The organism is Mesorhizobium sp. CA14 (genome assembly GCF_020165195.1).
Taxonomy (GTDB): domain Bacteria; phylum Pseudomonadota; class Alphaproteobacteria; order Rhizobiales; family Rhizobiaceae; genus Mesorhizobium.
In genome coordinates, this window is sequence record NZ_JAIUHR010000035.1 from 1 (window position 1) to 18,111 (window position 18,111).

The 18,111-nt window shown below is 64.2% G+C and carries 20 protein-coding genes; 9 read left to right on the forward strand and 11 right to left on the reverse strand.

The features are described from left to right. Positions 1-97: 97 nt before the first annotated feature. From LB565_RS26545 to LB565_RS26570, 6 genes are all read right to left on the reverse strand, one after another. Positions 98-508 (reverse strand): GtrA family protein, encoded by a 411-nt coding sequence (locus tag LB565_RS26545; protein ID WP_224589065.1) that lies wholly within the window; start codon positions 506-508, stop codon positions 98-100. Next, positions 505-1,326, reverse strand: coding sequence for a ChbG/HpnK family deacetylase (locus tag LB565_RS26550; RefSeq protein ID WP_224589066.1), 822 nt, complete (start codon positions 1,324-1,326; stop codon positions 505-507). Before LB565_RS26550 ends, LB565_RS26545 begins: the two co-directional genes overlap by 4 nt. Further along, on the reverse strand, positions 1,323-2,291 hold the full coding sequence (locus LB565_RS26555; RefSeq protein WP_224589067.1) for a glycosyltransferase family 2 protein: 969 nt from the start codon (positions 2,289-2,291) through the stop codon (positions 1,323-1,325). Before LB565_RS26555 ends, LB565_RS26550 begins: the two co-directional genes overlap by 4 nt. Next, positions 2,284-3,444: a glycosyltransferase 87 family protein gene (locus LB565_RS26560; RefSeq protein ID WP_224589068.1), complete on the reverse strand. Its 1,161-nt coding sequence runs from the start codon at positions 3,442-3,444 to the stop codon at positions 2,284-2,286. The genes LB565_RS26555 and LB565_RS26560 overlap by 8 nt, the downstream gene beginning before the upstream one ends. Before the next feature lie 225 nt (positions 3,445-3,669). After that, positions 3,670-4,707, reverse strand: a complete 1,038-nt coding sequence (locus tag LB565_RS26565) for a zinc-binding dehydrogenase (RefSeq protein WP_224589069.1) — start codon at positions 4,705-4,707, stop codon at positions 3,670-3,672. A 5-nt stretch (positions 4,708-4,712) separates the two neighbouring features. Then, positions 4,713-5,954 carry an acyl-CoA dehydrogenase family protein gene (locus tag LB565_RS26570; protein ID WP_224589070.1) on the reverse strand — a complete coding sequence of 414 codons (1,242 nt, stop codon included), beginning with the start codon at positions 5,952-5,954 and terminating at the stop codon, positions 4,713-4,715. Positions 5,955-6,074: 120 nt separating this feature from the next. On the opposite strand from LB565_RS26570, the gene LB565_RS26575 reads away from it, so the two are divergent. The 6 genes from LB565_RS26575 to LB565_RS26600 all read left to right on the forward strand — a co-directional run bounded on the left by LB565_RS26575 (position 6,075) and on the right by LB565_RS26600 (position 10,462). Next, entirely contained in the window at positions 6,075-6,890 is an 816-nt protein-coding gene (locus tag LB565_RS26575; RefSeq protein WP_140842233.1) for an SDR family oxidoreductase, read from the forward strand. Between the two features lie 52 nt (positions 6,891-6,942). Beyond that, a complete protein-coding gene (locus LB565_RS26580; RefSeq protein ID WP_095766281.1) occupies positions 6,943-7,422 on the forward strand; it encodes a MaoC family dehydratase in 480 nt (159 codons plus the stop codon). Further along, positions 7,419-8,456: a phosphotransferase gene (locus LB565_RS26585; protein WP_224589071.1), complete on the forward strand. Its 1,038-nt coding sequence runs from the start codon at positions 7,419-7,421 to the stop codon at positions 8,454-8,456. The genes LB565_RS26580 and LB565_RS26585 overlap by 4 nt, the downstream gene beginning before the upstream one ends. A gap of 18 nt (positions 8,457-8,474) precedes the next feature. Then, complete coding sequence (locus tag LB565_RS26590) at positions 8,475-9,251, forward strand: SDR family NAD(P)-dependent oxidoreductase (RefSeq protein ID WP_224589072.1); 777 nt, start codon at positions 8,475-8,477, stop codon at positions 9,249-9,251. A gap of 160 nt (positions 9,252-9,411) precedes the next feature. Continuing rightward, positions 9,412-10,056 (forward strand): TetR/AcrR family transcriptional regulator, encoded by a 645-nt coding sequence (locus LB565_RS26595; RefSeq protein WP_224589073.1) that lies wholly within the window; start codon positions 9,412-9,414, stop codon positions 10,054-10,056. Between the two features lie 166 nt (positions 10,057-10,222). Next, positions 10,223-10,462 carry a DUF680 domain-containing protein gene (locus tag LB565_RS26600; protein WP_224589074.1) on the forward strand — a complete coding sequence of 80 codons (240 nt, stop codon included), beginning with the start codon at positions 10,223-10,225 and terminating at the stop codon, positions 10,460-10,462. A 120-nt stretch (positions 10,463-10,582) separates the two neighbouring features. Here the strand turns inward: LB565_RS26600 and LB565_RS26605 are convergent, their stop codons facing one another. From LB565_RS26605 to LB565_RS26625, 5 genes are all read right to left on the reverse strand, one after another. After that, the gene (locus LB565_RS26605; RefSeq protein WP_224589075.1) at positions 10,583-10,807 is read right to left on the reverse strand and encodes a hypothetical protein; all 225 of its coding nucleotides are present in this window, start codon (positions 10,805-10,807) and stop codon (positions 10,583-10,585) included. A 72-nt stretch (positions 10,808-10,879) separates the two neighbouring features. Beyond that, positions 10,880-11,464, reverse strand: coding sequence for a sarcosine oxidase subunit gamma (locus LB565_RS26610; protein ID WP_224589076.1), 585 nt, complete (start codon positions 11,462-11,464; stop codon positions 10,880-10,882). After that, positions 11,457-14,450 carry a sarcosine oxidase subunit alpha gene (locus LB565_RS26615; RefSeq protein ID WP_224589077.1) on the reverse strand — a complete coding sequence of 998 codons (2,994 nt, stop codon included), beginning with the start codon at positions 14,448-14,450 and terminating at the stop codon, positions 11,457-11,459. The genes LB565_RS26610 and LB565_RS26615 overlap by 8 nt, the downstream gene beginning before the upstream one ends. Then, positions 14,447-14,743, reverse strand: coding sequence for a sarcosine oxidase subunit delta (locus LB565_RS26620; RefSeq protein WP_040997306.1), 297 nt, complete (start codon positions 14,741-14,743; stop codon positions 14,447-14,449). The genes LB565_RS26615 and LB565_RS26620 overlap by 4 nt, the downstream gene beginning before the upstream one ends. Positions 14,744-14,815: 72 nt before the next feature. Beyond that, on the reverse strand, positions 14,816-16,069 hold the full coding sequence (locus LB565_RS26625; protein WP_224589078.1) for a sarcosine oxidase subunit beta: 1,254 nt from the start codon (positions 16,067-16,069) through the stop codon (positions 14,816-14,818). 203 nt (positions 16,070-16,272) lie between these two features. Between LB565_RS26625 and LB565_RS26630 the strand changes: the two genes are divergently transcribed. The 3 genes from LB565_RS26630 (at position 16,273) to LB565_RS26640 (ending at position 17,999) form a co-directional block, all read left to right on the forward strand. Then, the gene (locus LB565_RS26630; RefSeq protein ID WP_224589079.1) at positions 16,273-16,839 is read left to right on the forward strand and encodes a YrdB family protein; all 567 of its coding nucleotides are present in this window, start codon (positions 16,273-16,275) and stop codon (positions 16,837-16,839) included. Next, positions 16,745-17,503 (forward strand): SDR family oxidoreductase, encoded by a 759-nt coding sequence (locus tag LB565_RS26635; protein ID WP_224589080.1) that lies wholly within the window; start codon positions 16,745-16,747, stop codon positions 17,501-17,503. The genes LB565_RS26630 and LB565_RS26635 overlap by 95 nt, the downstream gene beginning before the upstream one ends. Before the next feature lie 109 nt (positions 17,504-17,612). Beyond that, the gene (locus tag LB565_RS26640) at positions 17,613-17,999 is read left to right on the forward strand and encodes an SET domain-containing protein (protein ID WP_224589081.1); all 387 of its coding nucleotides are present in this window, start codon (positions 17,613-17,615) and stop codon (positions 17,997-17,999) included. Positions 18,000-18,111: the final 112 nt, after the last annotated feature.

Below are 18,111 nucleotides of genomic sequence, written 5' to 3' on the forward strand. Positions count from 1 at the left end.
CAGCCAGCATCTTGAATCACAAATCCAACCGAGCGGGAATCCCTTCCGATTCTATCGAGCAGTGAAACGCTCTAGCGGCCGGATACCGGCCGAGTAACTATTTTATGAGCCGGCCCTCGATCGACCAGCGCGCCGCCAGGAAGTTCAGCACGGCCGCGACCACGACGCCGATGATCTTGGCCGGCCACACACCGACGGTCCCGGCCAGTGCCGCGATCGAGAGGCTCGAAACGCCAAGCGAAATCAGCGCCCCAAGCGAGACGAAGCGCAGGAAGGAATGGTGCAGCCGGATGCCCCGGTCCCGCTCGAACGACCAGAAGCGGTTCGCCACGAAGGAGAAAAGGACCGCGACGAACCAGGCGCCGACATTGGCGGCCAAAGCCGGCACCGCGAGCTTGAGCAGCAGGAAGAATGCAGTGAGATCGATGCCGGTGTTGACCAGCCCGACCAAGGCGAAACGGACGATCTTGTTGCCGGTCGAACGCTGCTGCGGCTGGCCGGCGCTCATGCTTTGCCGTCCATGACGCGCGTTCCGGCCCGTTCGAGGCTGGCGCCGAAATCCTCCGAACTCAGAACCGTGAACTCGACCTCACGCGCGCCCTGCATCGGGTCTCGCGCCCGTAAAATGTCATCGACATGGCCCGGATGACACATGAACAAACCTTGTTCGGGCAAGGTGCCGACCGCGGCGCGCAGCGTCGGAGCGAATTTTTGCGGCTGCCGCCAGTCATAGATGCCGCAGAGCGGCGTCATCACGTTAAAGCCGGCCCGCTGCATCGACCTGTTAAAGCCCGCGGCCAGAGCGGCGATCGCCGCGATCTTGGGCGTCGCTGCATCCAGGCCGGGAAGCCCGGGCGCGCCGCGCAGCGCCGGCTTGTGCGCGCTCCCCCCAAACCGCGCGAGCAACCAATTCCGTACCACGGGAAGAAAATGCACATGCTGGTGTCCGTCGATATGGTCGGGCGGGCCAGCCAGCGCTTCGGTGAAGCGGTCGTACTGGGCGTCGAGCTCGGCATGAATGTGCCGCTCGTCGATGCGCGCGCGCCGCACCGGCAGCGCAAGGCAGGAAAGCCCGGGCAGCTTGCCTTCCGGCGCCAGGCTGGACGAACCCGTCGCGGCGATCTGATCGGTGAGGGTCAGGTGCAATCCGATGGCCGCCCGTCGACGGAATGGCCTTATGCGCGCCGCCGCCGCTTCCCAGTCCGGAAAGCCGGTCATGCAACTGGTCCCGGTCAGACGGCCGCCCTCGATAAGGTCGAGGATCGCATCCGATACCCCCGGCGCAAGGCCGTAATCGTCGGCGATCAGGCGGATCGACCTGGTCATCTCTCGGCAGCAATCTGCTCGGCGGCATTGCCATGCAGCACGTCGCGCACGATGTAGACGGGCCGGTCCTTGCTTTCGCTGAGCGTGACCCAGACATACTCGCCGATCAGGCCGAGCAGCGCCAGGTTAAGGCCTCCAAAAAGAACGACGGCAACCATGATGCTGGGGTAGCCAGGCACGGCGATGCCGTAGAACAGCACCTCGAAGAGCACCTTCACGCCATACGCGAGACCTGCGAATGCGGCCAGCAATCCGATAAGGCTGATGACGCGCAGCGGGATCACGGAAAACGAGGTGAACCCTTCAAGCGAGAACGCGATCAGGTTGAACCTTGTCCATTTGGACGTGCCGCTGGCGCGATTTTCCGGCGAGTAAAGCACCGCCTTCTGGCGGAAGCCGGCCCAGGCGAACAGGCCCTTGTTGAAACGGCGCTTGTCGCGCACGCTGGTCAGGGCACGCGCCACGGCGCCGCGCATGACGCGGAAGTCTCCGGCATTTTCGGGGATATCGAAGCGCTGACTGCTGTTGATCAGCCTGTAGAAGAGCCGCGCCAACTGGCTGCGCCGCCAGCTCCCCTCGCGCCGGTCGTTCTGCGCGTAGACGACATCGATCTGCGGATTCTCGACCAGTTCTGCGATCATCCTCAGGCTGATATCCATGGAATGCTGGAGGTCGGAGTCCATGATCAGGACCATGTCGCCGCGGGAATGATCGAGGCCGGCGAGCACCGCCGCTTCCTTGCCGAAATTGCGGCTCAGCCGCACGATCTCCCAGGAGCCGGAGAGCGCAGCCGCGAACGTCTCGGCGCTGCCGTCGCGGCTGCCGTCGTCGACGAGTATCTTGCGGACCGTCATACCGAAGCGCTCCGCCACGCCCACTTCCAGCCTGTCGAGCAGCCCGACAAACGCAATGGCGGATTCGGCCTCGTTGAAGAACGGCGCGATGATGTCGAGCACCTCAGCCATGCGCGACGGCCCCGGCGGCAGGCGCCTTCTGTCTGTCTTGCATCCAGAACCAACCGACGAGCGCGCAGGCGATTATGCTGATGCTGACCGGCCGGAACCACAGGTGGAAGAGATCGTGCAGTCGCAGGTCGACACTGGTCAATCCGGTGACGAAGAGCAACGCTGCCAAGGACCAGCACATGGCCATGGCTCCCTTCTCCCGCCAAAGCATGGCGATGGAGAGGCCGGCAGGCACCGCCACCATGGCGTAAGTGTTCTGCTCGACCCGCGGATTGAAGACGCACATGTAGAATGCCGCGACGAGGAAGATGGCGAGTCCGTTGGAGTCCAGTCTGCGGTCGAACTGGAGCACCAGCCAAAGTGTGAGCAGACCGGCGACGACGCGCACGATCGTCGCGTCAAACTCGGAAAGCGGCATCCCAAACCGCGTGAAAGGCGCCGTGAAGTCGGCCGGGACGAAGGGGCCAGTTGGGTCGACCGTCATCGAAGTCAGCAGCCGGAAGAAATCGTGATATTGCGCGTTGACGTAGTCGGTCGACGCAAAGCCATAGGGGATGGCGAGCGCGACGAGCACCGCCAGCACCAGCACCGGTATCAGCCTGGGGCGCAGCGCTCCCGCCAGAAGCAGCATGATGATCGCGGTCGGCTTGGCGATGATCGCAAGCATGGCCCAGAAGAAGCTTTCGGCCCGGCGCCCCTCGAGTGTCGACAGCGTGAGAAACCAGCATGCGCCGGTGAGCAGGATCGTCGCCTGGCCGTTGCGAAGCGCCGCAAGCGCTAGCGGCAAGGCAAGAAAAAGACCGAAGGACAGCAGCCATGTCTGCTCCTGGCCACCAAGCTTGCGCACCTGACGCATCGCGGCAAAGGTCAGCAAGCCGAAGCCCAGCATGTGCCACAAGATATTGCCCAGATACGGCCCGAGCTTCAGCAGGGGAACAAAGAGGACGGCGAAGGCGGGAGCGTAAAGATACCCCATGGCGACTTCGACCTGGTACAGCGGTTGGCCGCTCAGAAACGCTTCACTGCCATGCCTGTAGATATGGACCACCGAACGCGCATCGGGCGACCACAGCGCCAGGCCAAGCACAATCAGAAACGACCCGACCCAAAGCCAAAACCCCAAACGGTCGAAAACCGGCTTGGTTACCATCATAGCGCACCCCGCGTTCCGACCAGGACGGCTTTCCCATCGCCGCCTGGCTTCACCGCCGGCGAGATATCACATCGAATGGAATAAAACATCCGAGCGTGAATGTTACCGGCGCGGCGCAAGGAAAGGCGCAACAGCGGCAATTTTCCGCCGCTGTCTTGTCGATCACAGCTTTGTGTTCAAGGCACTGGTCTGGTCTGAACAGCTGCGATCGCCGCCCGGATCGCTTCACGGCCTGATGAACACCTTTCCGTTGGGCTTGGCGAGCTCGGCCGGCAGCCGCGCCATCGCCTCGTCCAGCGGCACGACCGCCGTGACGTCGGTCGACCAGCGTCCGTCGGAAAAGCGCTTCTGCGCTTCCAGCACCGCCGGGCCCAGCCTGTCGCGGAACTGCCGCATCCATTCGGCCAGCCAGAAGCCCTCGACGCGCTTGTGCTGGAAGATCAGTTGGCCGGGCTCGCGGATCACCGTCGGCTCGGCATCGAGCCTGCCATAGACGATCCAGCGCGCGCGTTTCGGCATGGCGTTGAAGATGGCGGAAGCCAGCGGGCCAGTGACGGCGTCGAGGAAGATGCGCGGCTGCTCGGCTTTCATCGCCTCGCGCAACGCCACCTCGAATTCCGCCGCCTTCTCGTTGAGCACATGGGCGGCGCCGAGCTCCTTCAAAAGCGGGATCTGCTCGTCGCGGCGCACCGTGACGATCGGCCGGAAACCTTCCTCCTTCGCCAGCCCGATGATCAGCTTGCAGAGCTGGCTGGCGCCGGCCGTCATGATAAAGGATTTTTCGCCCTCCTCCCTGACGATATCGAACATGGCCAAGGCGGTGAGCGGATTGACGATCATCGCTGCGCCGTCCTCGTCGCGCACGGTGTCGAGAAGCGGAATGCAGGACGCCGCCTCGGCGACGGCATAATCCGCCCAGGCGCCCCAGTTCGATACGCCGGTGGCGAAGGCGACGCGTTTCCCTGCAAGGCTTCTTGCATAGGGATCGTCGCCCGTGGCGACGACAATGCCGACGCCCTCGAAACCCGCCGGACGGCCCTTGACCCGCGGCTGGCCGTAATGGCCCTTGATGAAGGCGATGTCGGACGGGTTGATCGAGGCGAGGCTGACCTTGATCAGCGCCTGTGTCGGCCCTGGCGCCGGCACGGCTATGCGGCCGGGCTGGAGGTAAGGCTCCATCGCTTCGAGTGCAGCCGCCGAAGGCGTCCTGGTGTAACCGTCGCCGACAAGCAGCAGACCCTGCATTTGCGACGGAAGCGTCATGGCCGTCAGACCTTTTCCTGCGTGTATTTCTTCAGTTCCGTGCGTGCCACCTGGCGCCGGTGCACGGCATCCGGCCCGTCGGCCAGCCGCAATGTCCTCAAATGCGTCCAGGAGCGGGCGAGCGGCGTGTCCTGGCTGATGCCTTGCGCGCCGAACATCTGCACCGCCTCGTCGGTGACCTTCAGCGCGACGCGGGGCGCCACCACCTTGATCTGGCTGATCCAGGGAGCGGCCGCGCGAGCGTCTCCCTGGTCGATCATCCACGCAGCCTTGAGGCACAAGAGCCGCGCCATTTCGATCTCCATGCGGCATTCAGCGATGATGTCGACATTGGCGCCGAGCTTTGCCAGCGGCTGGCCGAAGGCCTCGCGCCGCACCGAGCGCTGGCACAGCATCTCCAGCGCCATCTCTGCCTGGCCGATGGCGCGCATGCAGTGATGGATGCGGCCGGGCCCGAGCCGCCCCTGCGCGATCTCGAAACCCCTCCCCTCGCCGAGGATCAAATTCGCCGCCGGCACCCGGACGTTATCGAATCTCAGATGCATATGCCCATGCGGCGCGTCGTCATCGCCATAGACCTGCATGGGCCGCAGCTTGGTGATGCCGTTGCTGTCGGAGGGCACCAGGATCATCGAATGCCGGCGATGCTGCGGCTCCTCGTCCGATCCGGTCCTGACCATGACGATATAGATGGCGCAGCGCGGATCGCCCGCTCCGGAAGCCCACCATTTCTCGCCGTTGAGCACATAGTCCTCGCCGCGGCGCTCGCAGCGCATCGAAATGTTGGTGGCGTCCGAGGACGCCACATCCGGCTCGGTCATCAGATAGGCCGAACGGATTTTCCCTTCGAGCAGCGGATCCAGCCAGTCCCGCTTGTGCGCTTCCGAGCCGTATCGCTCCAGCACCTCCATGTTGCCGGTGTCGGGCGCCGAGCAGTTGAAGGTCTCGGCGCCGAGATGCGCCTTGCCCATCTCCTCCGCCAGATAGGCGTATTCGACGGTGGAAAGGCCGTAGCCGCGCTTGGAATCGGTGAGCCAGAAGTTCCACAAGCCGCGCTCGCGCGCCGTCTTCTTCAAGCCTTCCAGGATTTCCGTCTGCCTGGCCGTATAGGCCCAGCGGTCGCCCCCCTTGCCGACTTCAGCGAGAAACTCTTCGCCGAGCGGCGCGATCTCGTCGCGCACCATCGCCGCCACGCGCTGATGGATCGGCTTCAGCCGCTCGGTCATGCCGAGATTCATGTCCGCCATCGCTTCCGCCTTTCCGAAGATAAATCTTTACCCGTGGCAAGGATGACCGTACTTCGGCTAGCCTTGTCAACGCGAGTCCTCGGGCGAGTCCCCTTGCCGGCCAGGATGTAGAGGAGTGCCATGAGCTATCTGGACAAGCTGTTCTCGGTCGCCGGCAAGACCGCGCTTGTGACGGGGGCGGCGACCGGCATCGGCCGCATGGTGGCGACCGGGCTGGTGCGCGCCGGTGCGCAGGTGATGATCGCCTCGCGCAAAGGCGAGGATTGCGCGAAAGTCGCCAACGAATTGAACGCGCTCGGCGGCTCCGGCCATGCCGAGGGCTTTGCCGGCGACGTCTCCAGCGAAGCGGGCATCGCGGCACTCGTCGCCGAGGTCAAGGCACGCACGGAACGCCTGCACATCCTGGTCAACAATGCCGGCATTTCCTGGGGTGCGCCGCTGCAGGATTTCCCCTACCACGCTTGGGCCAAGGTGTTCGGCGTCAACGTCACCGCCGTCTTCCACCTGACACGGGAGCTCTTGCCGCTGCTCGATGCCGCGGCGAGCGACGAGGATCCTGCCCGCGTCATCAATCTTGGCTCGGTGATGGGCACCCAGCCGCTGGCAGACGACGCCTATTCCTACGCGGCTTCGAAAGCCGCGGTGCATCATTTGACGCGCACGCTGGCGATCGAGTTCGCCGCCCGCCGCATCACCGTAAACGCCTTTGCGCCCGGCCCTTTCCAGAGCCGCATGACGGCCTTTGCCACCGCGACCGAGGAGCAGGCGAAACATGTCGGTAACCATGTTCCGCTTGGCCGCATCGGCGTGGCGGATGACATTGCCGGCGCAACGCTTTATTTGTGCAGCCGTGCCGGAAGCTATGTCACCGGCGCCATCCTGCCTATCGACGGCGGCCAGTCGGTGCAGCATGGAATGACTTTGTTCAAGGAATAAGCTGCCCGGTTCGAGGAATCGCTATTCGGGCGGGGGTGCGGAGGACATCAGCGTGGAACCGATCAGTCTCGATACGCTTCTGGCAAGCGTCGGCAAGGAGGTCGGCGTCTCGCCTTGGCGAACGGTCACGCAGCGCATGATCGACCAGTTCGCCGATGCGACCGACGACCACCAATTCATCCATTGCGATCCGGAGCGCGCCGCGCGCGAGACGCCGTTCGGCGGCACCATCGCGCATGGCTTCCTGTCGCTGTCGCTTTTGTCGGCAATGACCTTCGAGACCATGCCGCCGCTGGAGAACAGCAAGATGGGCGTCAATCACGGCTTCGACACGCTGCGTTTCCTGGCGCCGGTGAAGACGGGTTCGCGCATCCGCACCCGCTTCGTGCTGGCGGACGTCAAGGTGCGGCCGTCCGGCTGGGTGCAGACGGCGCATGACGTGACCATCGAGATCGAAGGTTCGAAGAAACCGGCGCTGACGGCGCGCTGGCTGACCTTGACACTGATCGAGCGTCAGCCCGAGAACGCATGAGCGACGAGGCCGGTGCCATAGACCAGGCGGCGCTTGCGCCCTATCTCGAGGCGCATATTCGGGGCTTTGCCGGCCTTTCTGCGATTGAAAAATTCAAGTCCGGCCAGTCCAATCCGACCTATCTTTTGACCACCGCCAGCGGCCGCTATGTGTTGCGCGCCAAGCCGCCGGGGCAATTGCTGAAATCCGCGCATCAGGTCGACCGCGAGTTCCGCGTCATGCAGGCGCTTGCCGGCACGGCCGTGCCGGTGCCGCGCATGCTGCATCTGTCAGGCGAAGAATCCCCGATCGGCCGCATGTTCTATGTCATGGAATATCTCGACGGCCGCATCTTCTGGGATCCGTCGCTGCCGGACGTTTCCGGCAATGAAGAGCGCGCCGCGATCTACGACGCGATGAACGCGACGCTTGCCGCCATGCACGACGTCGATGTCGAGGCCGTCGGCCTTGGCGATTTCGGCAGGCCCGGCAGCTATTTCGAACGCCAGCTCGCGCGCTGGACCGGCCAATACCGCGCCTCCGAAACCGAAACCATAACCGATATCGACAGGCTGATTGCGTGGCTCGAAACGCATATGCCGACCGAAGACGGCCGCGTTTCGCTTGTCCATGGCGACTACCGGCTGGACAACATGATGTTCGCGCCTGACGCGCCGAAGGTGATCGCGGTGCTCGACTGGGAGCTGTCGACGCTCGGTCATCCCTTCGCCGACCTCGCTTATCAATGCATGCAGTGGCGTCTGCCGCATGCCTCAGGTTTTCGCGGCCTCGGCGGCCTCGATCGCCGGGCTGCCGGCGTGCCTTCCGAGGAAGCCTATGTCGCCGATTATTGCCGCAGGCGCGGGATCGAGGAGATCAACAACTGGACCTTCTTCCTCGCCTTTTCCTTCTTCCGGCTGGCGGCGATCTGCCAGGGCGTCTACCGCCGCGCGCTGGACGGCAACGCCTCCAATCCGGAAAAGGCAAGGACCTATGGCGAGGCAGTGAAGCTGCTTGCCGCCCTTGCGGTGCAACTGATCGACGAGAACAGCTGAAGGCGGGAGAGCCGAGCGATGGGCCGTTTCGATGGGATGACGGTGCTGATCACCGGCGCGACCGGCGGTCTCGGCAGCGGCGCGGCAAAGGCCTTCGCCGCCGAAGGGGCGCGGCTGGTGCTCTCCGATCTCGACGAAGCTGCGCTCGGCGGTTTCGCCGCAACGCTCGACGCCGAGACGGCTCACCTTGCCGGCAATATCGCCGACGAAAAGCTCTCGGAGGATCTGGTGAAGCTTGCCATGCAAAAGTTCGGCCGGCTTGACGTCGCCGTCAACAATGCTGGCATCGTCCACTCCTTCGTGCGCCTGCCGCAGGTGTCCTCGGAAGAGGCGCGCCGCGTGGTCGAGGTCGACCTGCTCGGCGTTTTCTATGCCATGAAGCACCAGATTCCTCAGTTGGAACGGCAATTCAAGGAAGGCGGCAAGGGCGGTGTCATCGTCAACATCGCCTCGGTCGCCGGCCTCTCCGGCGCGCCGAAGCTATCGGTCTATGCCGCCGCCAAGCACGGCGTCATCGGCCTGACGCGCTCGGCCGCCCTGGAATATGCCAGCAAGGGAATACGCATCAACGCGGTCTGCCCGGCCCACACCCGCACGGCGATGGTCGACGGCTTCGTGCGTTTCACAGGAGTGTCCGAAGCCGAAGCGCTCGCCGAGCTCACGCGCGGCGTGCCGATGAAGCGTGTCGGCGAGGTCGACGAGATCATCACCGGCATCCTGTTCCTTGCCGACCCTGGCAACTCGTTCATGACCGGCCACACGCTGGCGCTCGATGGCGGCGTTGGCGCTATCTGAGCAACTTCAGGAAAAGTAGCCTAGACTAGCGGTTTTTCGTCCGGAATTGCGTTAAAACAAAGAGTTAGTGTGCACGCAAGGGAACTGGAACGCTCTCTTGTCCGTTTCCGTACACCGTATATAACTTCGTCAGGCAACCAACGATAAGAGGCAGCGGACATTGGCGCTGAGCGTTCAGAAACGCCGCGAGAAACAGAAGGCAGAGCTTCGCTCGGAACTGGTCGCGGCGGCTCACAAGCTGGTCCAGGAAGAGGGCTATGAGGGCTTGACCATCCGCAAGCTGGCCAAGCGCGTCGGCTACGCGCCGATGTCGGTTTATTCCTATTTCGCCGACAAGCAGGACATTCTGTTCGCGCTGGCCGAAGACGCCTTCGAAACGCTCGCCCGCCGCATCGAGGAGCACCCCGCGGACGATCCGGTCGAGGCGCTGCGGGCGGTGATGACCGAATATGCCGCCTTCGGGCTCGGCAACCCCAATGAATACCGTACCGTTTTCATGACCGAGAAAACCAGGTTGCCCGAAGGCCGCAGCTATGAGGACATGGAAGAGGGCAACCCGGCCATGAAGGTGCTGATAAGCCGGGTCGAGGCGTGCGTGGCCGCCGGCAAGCTCAAGGGCGATCCGCGCGCCATCGCCACCATGCTGTGGACCGTCGGCCACGGTACGATTTCGCTCTTGATTACCTTCCCCTTCTATCCGTTCGGTGACCCCCAGGCCTATGTGAAGCGGATGTGCGACTTCATGCTGGCCTCGTTGTCAGCGCAGGATATCCCCGCGCTCACCGAAACGCCCGTCAACTGCTGACCGGCGTCTGCGTCGGCTCTCCGTTATGCTGATCGCCTGGATTTTCGCGCGACGAATTCCTACGTTCAACAAAAGTTGTCGTACACGTACAAATTCCCTCTTGAATTCAGCTTCCGTTAACCGTATTTGTACGTCCTATCGTACATGTACGAACTGGAGATGGAAGATGAAGAAGATGATCCTCGCCCTTGCCACGGTGCTGGCCTTCTCGGGTGCCGCCGTCGCCGGCGCGAGCCATCCGGCGAAGCACGCCCCAGCGGCGGCCTGCGCTCAGGCCAACGCCAATGTGGTTCTTGATTGCACCGCGACCGGTTCGGTCGAAAAGGCGGACGCCGCCAAAACCCAGACCACCAAAAGCCCGCGCCTCGGCATTGACGTGAACCCCTGGTTCGTGCCCGGCCTCTGAAGCAATTCCAGCCTAAAGCTCAGCAGCTTCGAAGCACCGCAAAAGCGAAAAACGAAAACGGGCGGCACTTGGCCGCCCGTTTTCGTTTCGTCTGAAGTCCGATTGCCTGCTGCGACGGCGCTACTTCTTGCGCGACTTCAGTCCAGGCACGGTCTTGGCCTTGCCGGGCTTTGCCGGCCCGCCGGGGATGGAAGTGCTGGTGACCGACACCGGATCGCTGGCCGGAAACGTGTCCTCGAGGCCTTCCTCGAGTTCCTCTTCCTCAAGCTCGCGACGCCTTTCGTGCTCCAGCGAACGGACTGCAGCTGTCTTGTTGGATGACTTCGGCGCGGATTTGGACGGCATCGGCAATCTCCCTCGCAAGCCGCAGAAACGGCATGGACTGGCAATGGTTCCTTGGAACCGACGCCGCGAAGCTCAGTTCGCCGCGTCGCTCGCCGCTTCCGACAGCAGAGTAAAGACATAGTCCGAGAAGGAACGCCAGCATTCCACGCGGAACGCATCGGCCGCGCTGCGCAGCAGCACGATCTCGGACTTGCCGAGAATGGTGCGCGAGGCAGCACCCACCGGGAAAGCCTCGAGCGACAGGTCCTGCGGACAGCCCGAATTGATCGTCGCCGCGGCAGCAGGTCCGGCAACCGAAATCCCGACATTGCGGTGCGAGATGCCGACTGCCGAATGCAGCGCCGTCACCTTGGCGCAGTCGGCGAGCGGATCGTTTCCCGCCTCGTCGATGACCATCCATTCGTCGGGCCCGAGCCACAGCGCCGTGCGCCCGTCCTTCGTCGCCGAAGTCTTGGGCTTTGTCGGCAGCGTGAGACCGAGCGCCTTCGAGAGCGCGGCAAGCGAAACCTGCGGCGCACGCAGCGAGATGCGTTCGGCCGGCGGCAGCACCTCGACTTTGACATCCGGTGCCGACAGCACCCGGCCGTCGAGCGCCGGACGCCGCTCGACGGAGGCGGAAGCAGCAGCGGCTTTTGTCTTGGCGGCGGCCTTAGCCATTGAGGCGTTCTCCTTTCTCGTCGACGAACACCATGCCGGTGACCTCCACCTCGATCGTGCCGTTCGGCATTGGAACGTAGAGCGTCTCACCCATACGGTCGCGACCGCCGGCGACCAGCGCCAGCGCGATCGAGCGTCCGCAATTCTCCGACCAGTAGCTGGAGGTGACGTGGCCGATCATCTTCATCGGAATCGGTTGCTTCGGATCGGCGACGATCTGCGCGCCCTCTTCCAGCACCACCTTCGGGTCCTTGGTCTTCAGGCCGACAAGCTGCTTGCGGCCTTTGGCCACCAGGTCCGGCCGGGTCAGGCCGCGAATGCCGACAAAGTCGGTCTTCTTCTTGCCGACCGCCCAGTCGAGCCCGGCATCGTTCGGCGTGACCGTGCCGTCGGTATCCTGGCCGACGATGATGTAGCCCTTCTCGGCGCGCAGCACGTGCATCGTCTCGGTGCCGTAGGCGGTCGCGCCATGCTTCCGGCCTTCGGCCCACAGCGCTTCCCAGACAGCCTCGCCGTAGTCGGCCGGCACGTTGACCTCGAAGCCGCGCTCGCCGGTGAAGGACATGCGGAACAGCCTTGTCGGCACGCCGCAGATCTTGCCCTCGCGCACCGACATATGCGGCATCGCCTCGTCCGACATGTCGATGCCTTCGACCAGCGGCGCGATGATGTCGCGCGACTTCGGCCCCTGCACCGCGATCACCGCCCATTGTTCGGTGATCGAGGTCAGCCAGACATTGAGATGCGGGAATTCGGTCTGGAGGTAATCCTCCATGTGGTTCATGACGCGCGGCGCGCCGCCGGTCGTCGTCGTCACATGGAAGCGGTCCGGCGCCAGCCTGCCGACGACGCCGTCATCGTAGATGAAGCCGTCCTCGCGCAGCATGATGCCATAGCGGCAGCGGCCCGTTTCGAGCTTCTCCCAGGGGTTGGTGTAGAGCAGCTCCATGAACTTCGCCGCGTCCGGCCCGACCACCTCGATCTTGCCGAGCGTGGAGGCGTCGAACAGGCCGCCCGCCTTGCGCACCGTCACGCATTCGCGGTTGACGGCGGCATGCATGTCCTCGCCCGCCTTGGGGAAATACCAGGCGCGCTTCCAGTGGCCGACATCCTCGAACACAGCACCATGCGACGCCGCCCAGCCATGCGTTGCCGTGCGCCGGGTCGGGTCGAACAAGGCGCCGCGCGCGTGGCCGACGATCGAGCCGAAGGTGACCGGCGTATAGGGCGCGCGGAACGTGGTGAGGCCGACTTGCGGGATCGGCTTGCCGAGTTCCTCCGCGGCGATCGCCAGGCCATGCATGTTGGACGTCTTGCCCTGGTCCGTCGCCATGCCGTTGGTGGTGAAGCGCTTGACATGCTCGATCGAGTGCATGCCTTCATGCACCGCCTGGCGGATATCCTTGGCCGTGACATCGTTCTGGAAGTCGACGAAGGCTTTGACCGTGGTGCCCGGCCCGGCGCCGGGCGCCGCGCCCAGCATGCCGCGCGACCAGCTCTCGCCGGCGTCGACCTTCGGCTTGGCGCCCTTGCCGATCTTGCCGCCAGCCTCCTTCGCCGCCTTGGCGCCCGCCGCGTAAGCCTCGTCAACCGAGGCGGCCAGCCCGTCCGCGCCATTGCAGGCGCCGACCGAGACGCAGTCCTGCGCATAGGTGCCGGGCACGAAGCGCTTGGTCTCGTCGTTGAAGGCGACCTTGCCCCGCGATTGCGAGAACAGATGCACCGACGGCGTCCAGCCAGCCGACATCAGGATCGCGTCGACCGGAATCGTGCGCTCGCCGCCGCCATTCTTCGGCTGCACCGTCATCGAGGACACGCGCAATTTGCCGCCGGCGCTGACCACCGCGCGGCCGAAATTGATCTCGATGCCGAGTCCCCTCGCCTCGTCGATCACCGGTCCGGCCGGATTGTCGCGAAGGTCGACGATCGCCGCGACATTGACGCCGGCCTTCTTGAGGTCGATTGCCGCCGCGTAGGCGGAATCGTTCGCCGTATAGACGCCGACATTCCTGCCGACCGCCACACCATAGTGATTGAGATAGGTGCGCGCCGCTGAAGCGAGCATCACGCCCGGACGGTCGTTGTTGGCGAACACCATGTGGCGCTCGATGGCGCCGGTGGCGATCACGACGCGATTGGCGCGAACCTGCCACAGGCGCTCGCGCGCCAGCTCGCGGCCGGGGTTCTTGAGATGGTCGCTGACCCGTTCGACGAGGCCGACGAAATTCTGCGCGTAGTAGCCGAAGGCCGTGGTGCGGGAGAGCACACGCACATTGTCCATGGCCTTGAGCTTGGCGATCGCCGCTTGTGCCCAGGCATAGCCGTCCTGGCCATCGATCCTGGCGCCGCTCTCGAAGCGCAGGCTGCCGCCGAATTCGGCCTGCTCGTCGGCGAGGATCACCCGCACGCCGGTTTCGGCCGCGGCGAGCGCGGCCGCGATGCCTGCGGCGCCGCCGCCCAGCACCAGCACCTCGCAATGCGCGTAGCGCGCGGCGTAATGGTCCGGGTCCGGCTTTTCGGGAGAAACGCCGAGGCCCGCGGCAGCGCGGATCTTCGGCTCGTAGAGATCCTTCCAGGCCCATTTCGGCCACATGAAGGTCTTGTAGTAGAAGCCGGCCGAGAACATCGGCGATGCAAGGTCGTTGACGGCGCCGACGTCGAAGGCAAGCGACGGCCAGCGGTTCTGCGAATTGGCCGTCAGCCCGTCATAGAGCTCCTGCACGGTGGCGCGCACATTCGGCGTCTTGCGCGCATCATCGCGCACGATCTGCACCAGCGCGTTGGGCTCTTCGGCGCCCGCCGACAGGAAGCCACGCGGACGGTGATATTTGAACGAGCGCCCGACGAGATGCACGCCATTGGCGAGCAGCGCCGAGGCCAGCGTGTCGCCCTCGATGCCGATGTAGGGCTTGTCGTCGAAGCTGAACGAGGCGGTCTTCGCCTGGCTGAGGCGACCGGCGCCGGAAATGCGGAAAACGGCGTTCATTTCGAGGCTCCGGGCAGCTTCGCGGGCTTCGGCTCGCCGGCCTTGTAGGTCATGACGAACTTGTCGGTGACGGTGTCGCGCACGGCGTTGAAGAAGCGCGCGCAGCCATGGATGTGCCGCCAGCGCTCATAGATGACGCCTTTGGGATTCGCGCGGATGAAGAAGAATTTCTCGAAATCGTCGTCGCTCTCGGCGGCAATGTTGGTTGGGCGCGCGATATGCGCCTCGCCGGCATTGCGGAACTCGAGTTCCGGGCGCTCTTCCTCGCAATAGGGGCAGCGGATGAGAAGCATCTGGGTGATCCTAAAACTTGCCGTGACCGGCGCACGCGCCGGCTAAGTGAAAGCAAATCGGCTGAGCCATCATCAGTGCGCCACCGCCGCCGCGGCGGCCTCGTCGATGAGGCGCCCCGTGCGGAAGCGCTCGAGCGTGAAGGGCGCGTTGATCGGGTGCGGCTCGTCCCTGGCGATCGTGTGCGCGAAGACGTTGCCCGAGCCGGGCGTCGCCTTGAACCCGCCCGTGCCCCAGCCGCAATTGACGTAGAGCCCCTTGACCGGCGTCTTCGCCAGGATCGGCGAGCGGTCGGGGGTCACGTCGACGATGCCGCCCCAGGAGCGCAGCATCTTCATGCGGGTGAAGATCGGGAACATCTCGCAAATGGCGTCGAGCGTGTGCTGCAAGATGTGCAGGCCGCCGGTCTGCGAATAGGAGACATACTGGTCGGTGCCGGCGCCGATCACCAGCTCGCCCTTGTCGGACTGCGAGATATAGGCGTGCACCGTGTTCGACATCACCACGCAAGGCACCACCGGCTTGATCGGCTCCGAGACCAGCGCCTGCAGCGGATAGCTTTCGAGCGGCATGCGCACGCCGGCCATGTTCATGATGACCGACGAGTGGCCGGCCGCGACCACGCCGACCTTTTTGGCGCCGATGAACCCGCGCGTCGTCTCCACACCGCTGACCGCGCCATTGGCCGCGCGCTTGATGCCGGTGACCTCGCAATTCTGGATGATGTGCACGCCGCGCGCCGAAGCGCCGCGCGCATAGCCCCAGGCGACCGCGTCGTGGCGCGCCGTGCCGCCGCGGCGCTGCAGCGCGGCGCCCATCACCGGATAGCGCGCATCCTTGGAGATGTTGAGCGGCGGGCAGAATTCCTTCGCCTGTTCGGGCGTCAGCCATTCATTGTCGATGCCGTTGAGGCGGTTGGCATGGATGTGGCGCTTGAACACCTGGACGTCATGCACATTGTGCGCCAGCATCATGACGCCACGCGGCGAATACATGACGTTGTAGTTGAGTTCCTGGCTGAGCCCGTCCCACAGCTTCAGCGCATGGTCGTAGATGCCGGCGCTCTCGTCATAGAGGTAGTTGGAACGGATGATGGTGGTGTTGCGGCCGGTGTTGCCGCCGCCGAGCCAGCCCTTTTCCAGCACGGCGATATTGGTGATGCCGTGCTCGCTCGCCAGATAATAGGCCGTCGCCAGGCCATGTCCGCCGGCGCCGACGATGATGACATCGTATTCCTTCTTCGGCTCGGGCGACGTCCACTGCTCTTCCCAGCCCCTGTGGCCGCGCATCGCCTCGCGGGCAATGGCGAATACCGAGTATTTCTTCACGTTAAGCCTCGCGCCAAAAATCGCGGATGTCGTTCGGGCCTCTCCCGTCACGCGAGGTGTATCACTAGCGAAACCGCGATGTCATCCTTGCGCTGTTTGCGACGGCGCTTGCCGTTTTGCGCCACACTCAAAACGGAGTGTCTGCTCTGGCTTCCGCGGTTCTGTTCGGCGACACTCCTGCCGCGTGATGCCGGAGGACGACAATGGGTAATGCCTGGTGGAATCTGACCCTGCGCTTCCTGCTGGAACTTGCAGCGCTGCTTGGGCTCGGCTTGGCCGGCTGGAGCTTTGCCGTCGGGTTCAGCCGCTGGATTCTTGCTATCGTCTTGCCGCTCGTCGCGGCGGTGCTGTGGGGCACTTTCGCCGTGCTCAAAGATCCGAGCCGGTCGGGTCGAGCTCCGGTGCCGGTGCCCGGCGCCGTCAGGCTGGCGTTGGAACTTGTCATCCTGTGCGGCGGCGCCGCGGGATTCTATCTGACCGGTCACGCGGCCATCGGCATTATCATGGCTCTGCTGATTGCCCTCAGCTACGCCTTCTCGGGTCGACCGGCTGGCTTGGCTGTTGCGACAGTAGGGCAATGGCGGCTTTGCCGGTTTCGGGTGGCCGCAGCAATCCTCATCTGCGACCAAGCATCCAACCGCCGGCAAGCCCGGCACAAAGGAAGGATGCAAAGACATGTTCACCCTTGCAAACAAGGTCGCGATCGTCACCGGCGCGAGCTCCGGCATCGGCCGCGCCACCGCCAAACTGTTCGCCGAGCAAGGCGCTAGCCTGGTCGTCGCGGCCCGGCGTCAGGCCGAGCTCGACGCGCTCGTCGGCGAGATCGAGGAAGCGGGTGGCACAGCGATCGCCCTTGCCGGCGACGTCCGGGACGAACCCTATGCCAAGGCTCTGGTCGAGCTCGCCGTCAAAAGGCTCGGCGGCCTCGACATCGCCTTCAACAATGTCGGAGCCGTCGGTCAGATGGGGTCGGTTTCCGACCTGTCGCTGGAGGGCTGGCGCGAGACGCTCGATACCAATCTCACCAGCGCGTTTCTCGGCGCGAAGTATCAGGTGCCGGCGATGATCGACCAGGGTGGTGGTTCGCTGATCTTCACTTCCACCTTTGTCGGCCACACCGTCGGCATGCCCGGCATGACCAGCTACGCGGCGAGCAAGGCCGGCCTGATCGGATTGACGCAGGTGCTTGCCGCCGAATACGGTCCGAAAGCCATTCGCGTCAACGCGCTCCTGCCGGGCGGCACCGATACGCCCGCGGCAACGTTCAAGACGCCGGAATCGCGGACATTCGTCGAAAATCTGCATGCCTTGAAGCGCGTGGCCCAGCCGGAAGAGATAGCCCGTTCGGCGCTCTACTTAGCTTCCGACGCATCGAGCTTCACCACCGGCACAGCCTTGTTTGCCGATGGCGGCGTCTCGATCAACCGGACGTGATCCGGTCGGCAGGTTGGAAACACGCTCATCCGCTGAAATTTAGCGGTACGGCCTTGCATTTCGGCGCAAATTGACGATTTCGTTTCCCGTCGAAAACGGACGGGGAACGATGCTGCTGATCAGAACCTATGTTGCCCAGAGTGCCATCGAAGGCGTCGGTGTCTTCGCCGCCGAGCCGATCCGCAAGGGCGCTTCGATCTGGCGCCTCGACCCGAATTTCGACCGGCTGATCCCTATGGATAAATATGAGGCCGCGCCGCCGCATCTGCGCGAGTTGCTCGACCGCTACGCCTATCCGAGCCCGGACAAGCCTGGCTTCATGGTCTATGAGGTCGACAATGGCCGCTTCATGAACCATTCGGAACGGCCGAACACGGATTTCTCGCAATATGGCGGCGCCACCGCCATTCGCGACATCGCCGCCGGCGAGGAAATCACCTGCGACTATGGCGAGTTTTTCGGGGACTTTGCGCGCCTCCATCTGACGACCGCGTAGGGCGAACAAACCTCCGGGCGCAGCGCTCGGGTTTTTGATCGCTGTTTCCCGCAATCAAAGGTGGACATGCCAGCGTGATTCTGCTATCAGCCGCCACAATTCGCGGTGCAGC

Coding starts and splice junctions, on each gene's coding strand:
- LB565_RS26545 (WP_224589065.1), bottom strand. CDS start 508: ATGAGCGCCGGCCAGCCGCAGCAGCGTTCGACCGGCAACAAGATCGTC.
- LB565_RS26550 (WP_224589066.1), bottom strand. CDS start 1,326: ATGACCAGGTCGATCCGCCTGATCGCCGACGATTACGGCCTTGCGCCG.
- LB565_RS26555 (WP_224589067.1), bottom strand. CDS start 2,291: ATGGCTGAGGTGCTCGACATCATCGCGCCGTTCTTCAACGAGGCCGAA.
- LB565_RS26560 (WP_224589068.1), bottom strand. CDS start 3,444: ATGATGGTAACCAAGCCGGTTTTCGACCGTTTGGGGTTTTGGCTTTGG.
- LB565_RS26565 (WP_224589069.1), bottom strand. CDS start 4,707: ATGACGCTTCCGTCGCAAATGCAGGGTCTGCTGCTTGTCGGCGACGGT.
- LB565_RS26570 (WP_224589070.1), bottom strand. CDS start 5,954: ATGGCGGACATGAATCTCGGCATGACCGAGCGGCTGAAGCCGATCCAT.
- LB565_RS26575 (WP_140842233.1), top strand. CDS start 6,075: ATGAGCTATCTGGACAAGCTGTTCTCGGTCGCCGGCAAGACCGCGCTT.
- LB565_RS26585 (WP_224589071.1), top strand. CDS start 7,419: ATGAGCGACGAGGCCGGTGCCATAGACCAGGCGGCGCTTGCGCCCTAT.
- LB565_RS26590 (WP_224589072.1), top strand. CDS start 8,475: ATGGGCCGTTTCGATGGGATGACGGTGCTGATCACCGGCGCGACCGGC.
- LB565_RS26600 (WP_224589074.1), top strand. CDS start 10,223: ATGAAGAAGATGATCCTCGCCCTTGCCACGGTGCTGGCCTTCTCGGGT.
- LB565_RS26605 (WP_224589075.1), bottom strand. CDS start 10,807: ATGCCGTCCAAATCCGCGCCGAAGTCATCCAACAAGACAGCTGCAGTC.
- LB565_RS26610 (WP_224589076.1), bottom strand. CDS start 11,464: ATGGCTAAGGCCGCCGCCAAGACAAAAGCCGCTGCTGCTTCCGCCTCC.
- LB565_RS26615 (WP_224589077.1), bottom strand. CDS start 14,450: ATGAACGCCGTTTTCCGCATTTCCGGCGCCGGTCGCCTCAGCCAGGCG.
- LB565_RS26620 (WP_040997306.1), bottom strand. CDS start 14,743: ATGCTTCTCATCCGCTGCCCCTATTGCGAGGAAGAGCGCCCGGAACTC.
- LB565_RS26630 (WP_224589079.1), top strand. CDS start 16,273: ATGGGTAATGCCTGGTGGAATCTGACCCTGCGCTTCCTGCTGGAACTT.
- LB565_RS26635 (WP_224589080.1), top strand. CDS start 16,745: ATGTTCACCCTTGCAAACAAGGTCGCGATCGTCACCGGCGCGAGCTCC.
- LB565_RS26640 (WP_224589081.1), top strand. CDS start 17,613: ATGCTGCTGATCAGAACCTATGTTGCCCAGAGTGCCATCGAAGGCGTC.